Consider the following 10,392-nt stretch of genomic DNA (forward strand, 5'->3'; position numbering starts at 1 on the left):
CCCACATGAAGCACAGAGGCCTCCCAACAGAGGCCTCGATCACCGGGATTGCCCTGAATGGGCAAAGCGATCTACGCGCCCCATCGTCTATGTGCATCCAACCTCCCGCGAAACGCGGGAACGGGGCTTGATCAGCGTTGCCTTAAGTGGTTTTGCGCGGTTTCACAGGTGCTGCCGGTATTCAAATGCTATAGCCGCGACCAATAAGTTGCCCGATATTCGGCATACGGGCAGCTGTTGTTGACAGGGTAGGGGAATCACGCAAGCGTACGCCGCCTGATGGCCTGCGGCGCAACGCATCGCCGTGGGAGAACCACCCTGGAGAAACGAATCTTGGACAAGCTGCTCCGTCGTACCGCCGCGCCCGTCGCGCGTCGCGCCCTCTGCCTGGCCACCGCTGCGGCGGTCCTGACGTTGACCGCCTGCCAGGGCAAGGACACCGCTGCCGAGGCGGGCAAGACCGCCCCGGCCGCCGCACCTGCCGAGGCGTCGACCACCATCCATCCGGACCAGTGGCCGTCGCCGAAATGGCCGTTCCCGCAGGACCCGGCACTGGAGCAGCGCATCACCGATGTGATGGCCAAGATGAGCGTGGAAGAGAAGGTCGCCCAGACCATCCAGGGCGATATCGCCAGCATGACCCCGGACGATGTGCGCAAGTACCGCATCGGCTCGGTACTGGCCGGCGGCAATTCCGATCCGGGCGGCAAGTACAACGCTAGCCCGGCCGAATGGTTGAAGCTGGCCGACGCGTTCTACGAGGCGTCGATGGACACCTCCAAGGGCGGCAACGCGATTCCGATCATCTTCGGCATCGATGCGGTGCACGGCCAGAGCAACATCGTCGGCGCCACGTTGTTTCCGCACAACATCGGCCTGGGTGCCACGCGCAACCCGGACCTGATCAAGGAGATCGGCGAAGTCACCGCTGCCGAAACCCGCGTCACCGGCATGGAGTGGACCTTCGCGCCCACCGTGGCCGTGCCGCAGGACGACCGCTGGGGCCGCACCTACGAAGGCTATTCCGAGTCGCCGGACGTGGTGGCCAGCTTCGCCGGCAAGATGGTCGAAGGTGTGCAGGGCGTGCCAGGCACGCCGCAGTTCCTCGAAGGCAGCCACGTGATTTCGTCGGTGAAGCATTTCGTCGGCGACGGCGGCACCACCGACGGCAAGGACCAGGGCGACACCAAGGTGTCCGAAGCCACCATGCGCGATATCCACGCTGCCGGTTATCCGCCTGCAATTGCCGCTGGCGCACAGAGCGTGATGGCCTCGTTCAACAGCTTCAACGGCGAGAAGATGCACGGCAACAAGGTCATGCTGACCGACGTGCTCAAGGGCCGCATGAATTTCGGTGGATTCGTGGTCGGCGACTGGAATGGCCACGGCCAGGTCAAGGGCTGCACCAACCAGGATTGCCCGGCTTCGTTCATTGCCGGTGTCGATATGGCCATGGCCGCCGACAGCTGGAAGGGTATCTACGAAACCGAACTGGCAGCGGTGAAGTCCGGCCAGATCTCGGCCGAGCGTCTTGATGATGCCGTGCGCCGCATCCTGCGCGTGAAAATGCGCCTGGGCCTGTTCGAGGCCGGCAAGCCGTCCAAGCGTCCACTCGGTGGCAAGTACGAATTGCTGGGCGCGCCGGAACACCGTGCGATCGCCCGTCAGGCGGTGCGTGAATCGCTGGTGCTGCTGAAGAACCAGGCCGGCATCCTGCCGCTGAATCCGACCAAGCGCGTGCTGGTGGTCGGCGATGGTGCCAACGACATGGGCAAGCAGTCCGGGGGCTGGACGCTGAACTGGCAGGGCACCGGCACCAAGCGCAGCGACTATCCCAACGGCACCACCATCTGGGAGGGCCTGGACAAGCAGATCAAGGCCGCCGGCGGCAGCGCCGAGCTGGCCGTGGATGGCGCCTACAAGACCAAGTCGGACGTGGCCGTGGTGGTATTCGGCGAAAACCCGTATGCCGAATTCCAGGGCGATATCGCCACATTGCTGTACAAGCCGGGCGACGAGAGCGAATTGGCCCTGATCAAGAAGCTCAAGGCCGAAGGTATCCCGGTGGTGGCGGTGTTCCTGAGCGGGCGTCCGCTGTGGATGAATCAGTACATTAACGCCTCCGACGCGTTCGTCGCTGCCTGGTTGCCGGGCTCCGAAGGCGAAGGCATTGCCGATGTGTTGCTGCGCAAGGCCGATGGCTCGGTGCAGAACGACTTCAAGGGCAAGCTGAGCTTCTCCTGGCCGAAGACCGCAGTGCAGTTCGCCAACAACGTGGGCCAGAAGGATTACGACCCGCAGTTCAAGTTTGGCTTCGGCCTGACCTACGCCGACAAGGGCGACCTGGCGGCGCTGCCGGAAGAATCGGGCGTGTCCGGCGAGCAGTCGGTGGGCGGGGTGTACTTCGTGCGCGGCAAGCCGGCACTGGGGATTGCGATGCAGCTGTCCAATGCGGGCCAGGCCAACATGCCGGCGACCACCTTGCCGGTGGGCTTGTCCGACGGCAGCCTGAAGATGACCGCCGTCGATCACAAGGCGCAGGAAGATGCGCGCCGCCTGGTTTGGTCCGGCAGTACCGCCTCCAGCGTGTTGTTGGTGTCCGCCAAGCCGGTGGACGTCTCGCGCGAGAGCAACGGCGATGTGCAGTTGCAGCTGACCCTGCGCCGCGACAGCGCCGTGACCGCGCCGGTGTGGCTGGGCGTGGGCTGCGGCGACAAGTGCGGTGGACGCTTCGATGTGCGCAAGACCTTGGCCGCGCTACCGCAAGGCCAGTGGAAAGTCGTCGGCGTGCCGCTCAAGTGCTTCGCCGGTGCCGGTGCCGACGTGAGCAAGCTGACCCAGGTCGCCAGCATCGAAAGCGCTGCCGCGCTGGACCTGTCGGTGTCCAAGGTGTCGCTGGGGGCGCTCAACGAAGCCGAAGTCACCGTCGACTGCCCGGTCAAGTAAGCGGCATTCCCGCAGGCGTGCTTGCCTGCTTGCGGGGATGAGACCAAACAGATGCGTCGCCAGTGCTGGCGACGCGGTATAGCGGCCACCCTGATCGGTGGTGTCATCAGCCGCCGCGGGACGCGCGCGTCGATCGGCCGGGATGGCCTGCAGCAGCGGTTCGCCGCACTGCTGTGGCGCACGCTGTGCGTTGCGGCGGCATTCTGCAGGCCTGTCTCGCGTTTGATGCACACCCCAGGGCCAGACAGGAGAGTGCAGTGGGTTTGGCGACGTTGGATATCGTGATTGTGTTGGTCTACCTGACCGGCATCTTCGTGCTCGCGCAGTGGGTCTCGCGCGAGAAGGCAGGCCACAGTAAGAGCGCCGAGGATTACTTCCTGGCGAGCAAGTCGTTGCCGTGGTGGGCGATCGGCGCCTCGCTGATCGCTGCGAACATCTCGGCCGAGCAGATCATCGGCATGGCCGGTTCCGGCTATGCGATCGGGCTGGCGATTGCGTCCTACGAATGGATGGCGGCATTGACGCTGTTGATCGTCGGCAAGTTCTTCCTGCCGATCTTCCTGCGCAACGGCATCTACACCATGTCGCAGTTCCTGGAGCAGCGCTACGGCAAGTGGATCCGCACGCTGATGGCGGTGTTCTGGCTGCTGCTGTACGTGTTCGTCAATCTGACCTCGATCCTGTGGCTGGGGTCGATCGCGGTCAGCCAGGTCACCGGCATGGACCAGACCCTGGCGCTGGCGTTGATCGGCGTGTTCGCGCTGGTCTACCAGCTGTACGGCGGGCTGAAGGCGGTGGCGCTGACCGACATCGTGCAGGTCACCCTGCTGGTGCTGGGTGGCCTGCTGGTGGCCGGGCTGACCCTGGCGCGCATCGGCGACGGTGCTGGCGTGCTGGCCGGCTTCCAGCACCTGTGGGGCGCGCACCCGGAGCACTTCCACATGATCCTGACCAAGGACAACCCGTTCTACAAGGATCTGCCGGGCCTGAGCGTGCTGCTGGGCGGGCTGTGGATCATGAACATCAGCTACTGGGGCTTCAACCAGTACATCATCCAGCGCGCGCTGGCCGCCAAGAACATCGGCGAGGCACAGAAGGGTATGGTGTTTGCGGCGTTCCTGAAGCTGCTGATGCCGTTGGTGATCGTGGTGCCGGGCATTGCCGCGGTGGTGCTGGCACCGGACCTGGCCAAGCCCGACCAGGCGTACCCGACCATGATGCAGCTGTTGCCGACCGGCATCCTGGGCCTGGTGTTCGCTGCGTTGGTGGCGGCGATCGTGGCCTCGCTGGCCTCCAAGATCAATTCGGTGACGACGATCTTCACCCTGGATTTCTACGCCAAGTTCCGCCCACAGACCGAGCAGAAACAGTTGGTGCGCGTGGGTCGTATTGTTGCCGCCGCCTCGGTGCTGATCGGCATCCTCACCGCGCGGCCGTTGCTGGGCAACTTCGATCAGGGCTTTCAATTCATCCAGGAATTCACCGGCTTCTTTACCCCTGGCGTGGTGGTGATCTTCATGCTTGGCCTGTTCTGGAAGCGCGCCAACGAAGCCGGCGCGCTGACTGCGGCGATCGGCTCGGTGGTGTTGTCGTTTGCGCTCAAGTTCGCCTGGCCCGAACTGCCGTTCATGGACCGCATCGGCGTGGTCTTTATCGCCGCGCTGGTATTGGCAGTGGTGGTGTCGCTGCTGACGCCTGCCACCCAGGCCCGCGATCTGATCCGTACCAACGACGTTGCCTACGGCACCACGCCCGGCTTCAAGATTGGCGCGGCGGGCGTGATCGCGATTCTGGTCGTGCTGTACACCGTGTTCTGGTAAGTAGTTGATGTCCTGAAACGCAGCGCGGCGCGGCACGTTGGTGTCGCGCCGCGCTGCGTTGACAGCCTGCCGTTTCGTCGGCGCGAGCCATCGTCAAGCGGGTTCGGATGGCCCCCAGGAGCCACCGCGCATGCATGGGAGATACCGCTCAAAGACCGCACGCGCCCGCCAAGGTGGTGGACGCGATTCGTTTGCTGGCTGCGCTTAGACGCGTGCGGCGGCCGAGCTGGCGGCAAGCAGGTCGACCGGCGTGGCATGCTGCTCGTGCCAAGGCGTTTCCAGCCAGGTTTCCAGTGCGGCGGCCGGCATCGGTTTGGCGATCCAGTAGCCCTGGCCTTCGTCGCAGCCCCAGGCGCGCAATTGCGCGTACGCCTCCGCCGATTCGATGCCTTCGGCCACCACGCGCTGGCCCAGGTTGTGGCCAAGCTGGATCATCGCCGGCACCAGGGTGCGGTCGGTTTGGCTGTCCGGCAACGAGCGGATGAAGGATTGATCGATCTTCAACGCACTGGCCGGCAGCTGCTTGAGATAGCTGAAATTGCTGTAGCCGGTGCCGAAGTCGTCGATGGCAATATGCACGCCCAGCGCTGCGATGGCGGCCAGTTGTTCGGCCAGGTGATCGGGGTGGCGGATCATCGCGCTTTCGGTGAATTCGATTTCCAGCCGGCGCGGGTCCAGCTTGTGACGATCCAGGCCGCGCCGCAGCAGGCCGGCGAAGCCGGGGCGATCAAGATCGGCAGCCGACACGTTCAAGGCCAGGTTGAAGTCCAGGCCTTGCTGCTGCCAGCGCGCTGCCTGCGCGATGCCGTTGTCGATGACCCAGGCAGTAATGCGGTTGATCAAGGCGGTTTTCTCGGCCATCGGAATGAAATCCGACGGCACCACCGGGCCGATCATCGGGTGCTGCCAGCGCAGCAAGGCTTCCACGCCTACGCAGCGGTGGTCGTGCAGATCCACGCGCGGTTGAAAGTGCAGGCGCAGCTGGCTGGCGCTGTCCAGGGCAGCGGGCAGGGCGGCAAGCAGGCGGAAGGTATTGCGCTGGGCAACATCGTGCTTGCGCTCGTACATGCTCCACGGCACGCAGCGCTCGCGCGCGATATCCACCGAGGTGGTCAGCGAGCGGATGGTGTCGGCGGCGCCGTAGCTGGACTGCAGCGAGACCGCGCCGATCGAAGCCACCGCGGTATGCGGAATGCCCTGATGTTCCAAGGGCTCGGTGAACGCCTTGGAGACCTTGATGCATAGCGTGGCAAGACGCTGGCCTTCGGCCTGCGCCAGGAAGCCGAAGGTCGTCGGGTCCAACCGATACAGCAGGGTGTCGCCGGGCAGATAGGCGGCGAGGCGACGCTGTGCCAGGGCGACGTAGCCGTCTGCGTATTCCCAGCCCAGCGCCTTGACCATATCGCGAAAGTAGTCGCTGCCGCAGACGTCGATGGCCACCGCCGTGGTGGCCGGTGCAGCGTCGCGTTGCGACAGCCAGGTATCCAGGTCTTCGCTAAAGCGCGAGCGGTTGGGCAGCCCGGTCGGACCATCGCGGTAGGTGGTACTGCGCAGGTTTTCCACGCGCAGCACGGCCAGGTCGCGCAGGTCTTCCAGCTGCGTGATCGCAGCTTGATCCAGCCCGGGGCGCGGGCTGGTGCCGATCACGCACAGGGTGCCGATGCAATGGCCGTCGCGCAGCTTCAATGGTGCGCCGGCATAGAAGCGAATGAACGGCGGGCCCAGCACCAGCGGGTTGTCGCTAAAGCGCGGATCCAGCTGTGCATCCGGCACCACCATCACCTCGTCCGAGTGGATCGCGTGCGTGCAGAACGCCTGGCTACGCTCCGTTTCGCGCGCTTCCAGGCCAATACGTGCCTTGAACCACTGGCGGTGCTCGTCCACCAGCGATACCACCGCAATTTCCGCGTCCAGGCTGCGCGCGGCCATGGCGGCCAACGTGTCGAACACCGGGTCTGGCAGCGAATCCAGCAGGCACAGGCCGCGCAGCACCTCGAGCCGGGTGGACTCGTCGAGCGTGGGCGGAAGAACAGACTCGACGGAGGCAGGCAGGGAAGGCATGTACTCGTATCGGCCTGAAGCGTGATCTCTTGATTGGTGGTGATGGGCTCCGTTCAGTTGCAGCACGGGGCGCAGCCCGCGTTGACATTCGTGGCCGGTGCCGTCGCAGCGCCAGACCTGCGCCGCGCGATTCGAATGCCATGCGCGGCGCCGACGCGGGCCGTGCGCCGTCCGCTGTCCCAGGAACGTGGCACGCACCCATGCGCATGACGCATCTGTCGTGGCGGTGGCAGCGCCTAAATATCCCGCGTGCGCTGCCGATCACCTACTGGTCGCAGCAGTGTTGACGCAACGCAACCAAATGCATCGCGTCTGCGACCAATGCTCTTTAGCCGATGTTTGCTTTTGTGATGTGCATTCGTCCCAAGGGTGTTACGAACTGACACAGTCTTCACTCGCACTGTGATTCTCGCAATCGCGGCTTCTGTCACTTCTATTTTGGAATCACCGTGAATTCATTGCTGTCTTTTGCACAACGCACGCTTCTGGTCGCCGCCGGTCTGGCGCTGTCGTCTGCCGCCCATGCAGGGCTCACGGTGTCGGGCACGCAGTTGCGCGAGTCCAATGGCAATGCCTTGGTGCTGCGTGGCGTCAACCTTCCGCATGCCTGGTATGCGGGCCGCACCGATGCGGCATTGGCAGCCATCGCTGCCACCGGCGCCAACAGCGTGCGCGTCGTGCTCAGTTCCGGCTACCGCTGGACGCGCACACCGGAGGCCGATGTGGCCCGCATCATCGCGCGTTGCAAAAGCCTGGGCTTGATCGCCGTACTGGAGGTCCACGACACCACCGGCTACGGCGACGACACCGCCGCTGCGAATCTGGTCAATGCGACCAATTACTGGGTCGGCATCCGCAAGGCGCTGATCGGCAACGAAGACCATGTGGTCATCAATATCGCCAACGAACCGTTCGGCAACAGCCTGACTGCCAGCGAATGGGTCAACGGCCATGCCACCGCCATCGCCACCTTGCGCAAGAATGGATTGACCCACGCCTTGATGGTGGATGCGCCTAACTGGGGCCAGGACTGGCAGTTCTACATGCGCGACAACGCCGCTGTTCTGCTGGCCCGCGACAGCCGCCGCAACCTGATGTTCAGCGTGCACATGTACGAGGTGTTCGGCAGCGATGCCACGATCAACAATTATTTGCGCGCCTTCAACGATAAAAAGCTGGCGCTGGTGATCGGCGAATTCGGTGGCGACCATCGCGGTGCGCGTGTGGATGAAGCGGCGATCATGCGTCGCGCGCGCGACTACAACGTTGGCTACATGGGCTGGTCATGGTCGGGCAACGACAGCAGTACGAAGTCGCTGGACATCGCGATCGGCTGGAATGCCGCACAACTGAGCACCTGGGGGCGCAACCTGATCCTGGGCACCGATGGCATCGCAGCAACCTCGCGTAGGGCAAGCGTGTTCGGCCCACTGTGAGATTGAAGCCCGGCAGCCGGCGGCTGTGGTCGTTCGGCACACGCAGAAGGGCACTGCCAAGCTGTCGATCTGCGACCTGTTGCAGGGCCGGTGCCCGCGCACCGGCGCTGTACACGCTTGCAAGTGCATCCTTGTCGGCCCTCAGTTGGGATCCACGCCGCGTAAGGTCCGGCGACAGGGGGAGGAGACGGCTAACGTAACGGCCCCGGGCTCGGGCGCTTGGTCAGCTTGCGCTGCAGCGAGCGGCGATGCATGCCGAGCAGGCGCGCGGCCGCCGACACGTTGCCGCCGGTTTCGTGCAGCGCCTGCTGGATGTGCTCCCACTGCAAGCGGCTGAGCGGGGTCATCATTTCCTGCGCGCTTTCTTCTTCGTCCGGCTCTGGCAGGTCGTCATCCTCCTCGCCCAACGCCCGCATGATGGTGGGGATGTTGGCCGGTTTGGGCAGGTAGTCATCGGCGCCGAGTTTGATCGCCTCCACCGCAGTGGCGATGCTCGCGTAACCGGTGACCAGCAGGATGCGCATGTCGGCACGGATCTCGCGCAGCGGCTGGATCAGGCTCAACCCGGAGTCGTGGCCGAGCTTGAGATCGATCAACGCGAAATCCGGCAACGCGCTGCGTGCCGTGGACAACGCACTGGCCGCATCAGTGGCGGTGAGCGTTTCCACGCCGCGGCGTGCAAGGCTGCGTTGCAGCGTGCGCAGGTACAAGGTGTCGTCGTCGACCAGCAGGCCGGTACGGATCGGGGGACTTGTCATGCGAGTGCCTCATGGTCGGAGAGCGGCAGACGGAAACCCACGCGCGCGCCGCTGCCTTCGGAGGGCAGCATCCACAACTCGCCCTGCAGGCGTTCGACAGTGGCATGCGAAAGCGCCAGCCCGACGCCCATGCCATCGTGCTTGCCGCTGTTGAACAGCGTGCCCGGCAGCATCGCTTGCGCGGTGTCGAAGCCGGGTCCGTAGTCGCGCACTTCGCCGCTGAGATGGTCGTGTTCCACCCGCAGGGTCAGGTCGATCTGCGGACGCCCGGCGCGTTCGCCCGCATCGGCGGCGTTGTTGAGCAGCACCATCAGCAGGTGGCTGACACCGGGCTGCAGCATCAGGCGCATTGGCGCGTCCTCGTTGCGGCGCAGTTCGATGGTGGGGCGCACCAGGCGCCATTGTTCCAGCACGTCTTTCACGGCCACCTCGCGGCTCAGATGGCCGTTGTCGGCAGGTGCCGCCAATGCCAGCACGCGTTCGTGGCATTGCACCAGCAGCTCGCGCAAGGTGTCCAGGTCTTCGCGCAATTCGCCTTGCTCGCACTGGTCGGCGATGTCGTCCACCAGCAGGGTCATGGTGGCCAGCGGCGTGTTCAATTCGTGCGCCACCGACGCCGCATGCGTGGCCAGCGCCACGATGCCTTCGTTGCGCGCAAAGCGCTCACGCAAGGTGGAGATCTCGCGTTCGCGCTCGCGCATCGAAAACGCCAGCCGTGTCGCGAACGCCAGCACCACCACGGTGGATAGCAGGAAGTTGGCCGCCATGCCCCACATGTGCAAGCTGAGCGGGTCGAAGCCGCCGTAGGGCAGCGGCAGCCCGAACGCCGCGCTGATGACATAGCCGGCCACGCACGATGCGGCCACCGCCATCGCCCAGCTCAGCGGCAGCGCCAATGCGGCCAGCGCAATCAGCACCAGGAACAACGAACCGAACGGGTTGGCGATGCCGCCGCTCCAGCCCACCATCCAGGTCAGCACGGTCACGTCGACCAGGATGTGGCCGAACTCTGTGGCCGGGCTCACTGCGCCGCGGTGCGCCACGCGCAGCTGCGCGTACAGGTTGAAGACCGCCAATGCGGCCACGCCGGCCCACAAGGGTTGCTGCGGCAGGTTCAGGCCCATCAGCCCGGTGGCGACCAGGATGGTGGCGGCCTGGCCGGCCGTGGCCAGCCAGCGCAGGCTGCAGAGGGTCCGCAGGAAGGAAGCGTCGGAGCTGTTCATCACGGCAATGCTATGCGCTCGGGGAGAGGGTAGCCTGCGACAAACCGTCGCATCGGCCCGGAGATCGGCGCGCATCTCGCTTCAGCTGTGAGCGCACGGCGGACAGGCTAAAATAGCGCGATGCATGACGCCGTGACCCGCCCAACCC

The 10,392-nt window shown here is 64.9% G+C and carries 6 protein-coding genes; 3 read left to right on the forward strand and 3 right to left on the reverse strand.

Annotated features, from left to right (window positions below):
• Positions 1-333 precede the first annotated feature (333 nt).
• Together XAXN_RS15475 and XAXN_RS15480 are read left to right on the forward strand one after the other, a co-directional pair.
• Positions 334-2,946: a glycoside hydrolase family 3 protein gene (locus XAXN_RS15475; protein ID WP_054320207.1), complete on the forward strand. Its 2,613-nt coding sequence runs from the start codon at positions 334-336 to the stop codon at positions 2,944-2,946.
• A 257-nt stretch (positions 2,947-3,203) separates the two neighbouring features.
• Positions 3,204-4,766 (forward strand): sodium/sugar symporter, encoded by a 1,563-nt coding sequence (locus XAXN_RS15480; RefSeq protein ID WP_054320208.1) that lies wholly within the window; start codon positions 3,204-3,206, stop codon positions 4,764-4,766.
• Between the two features lie 204 nt (positions 4,767-4,970).
• On the opposite strand, the gene XAXN_RS15485 is transcribed toward XAXN_RS15480, so the two are convergent.
• A complete protein-coding gene (locus XAXN_RS15485; RefSeq protein WP_054320209.1) occupies positions 4,971-6,827 on the reverse strand; it encodes a putative bifunctional diguanylate cyclase/phosphodiesterase in 1,857 nt (618 codons plus the stop codon).
• Between the two features lie 449 nt (positions 6,828-7,276).
• Between XAXN_RS15485 and XAXN_RS15490 the strand changes: the two genes are divergently transcribed.
• Positions 7,277-8,263 carry a cellulase family glycosylhydrolase gene (locus XAXN_RS15490; protein WP_054320210.1) on the forward strand — a complete coding sequence of 329 codons (987 nt, stop codon included), beginning with the start codon at positions 7,277-7,279 and terminating at the stop codon, positions 8,261-8,263.
• A gap of 191 nt (positions 8,264-8,454) precedes the next feature.
• On the opposite strand, the gene XAXN_RS15495 is transcribed toward XAXN_RS15490, so the two are convergent.
• Both XAXN_RS15495 and XAXN_RS15500 read right to left on the reverse strand, forming a co-directional pair.
• Positions 8,455-9,021: a response regulator transcription factor gene (locus XAXN_RS15495; protein WP_003481988.1), complete on the reverse strand. Its 567-nt coding sequence runs from the start codon at positions 9,019-9,021 to the stop codon at positions 8,455-8,457.
• Positions 9,018-10,244 carry an ATP-binding protein gene (locus XAXN_RS15500; RefSeq protein WP_054320211.1) on the reverse strand — a complete coding sequence of 409 codons (1,227 nt, stop codon included), beginning with the start codon at positions 10,242-10,244 and terminating at the stop codon, positions 9,018-9,020. The genes XAXN_RS15495 and XAXN_RS15500 overlap by 4 nt, the downstream gene beginning before the upstream one ends.
• Positions 10,245-10,392: the final 148 nt, after the last annotated feature.

The sequence above is a fragment of the Xanthomonas axonopodis genome, from assembly GCF_001304695.1.
Lineage (GTDB): Bacteria > Pseudomonadota > Gammaproteobacteria > Xanthomonadales > Xanthomonadaceae > Xanthomonas > Xanthomonas axonopodis.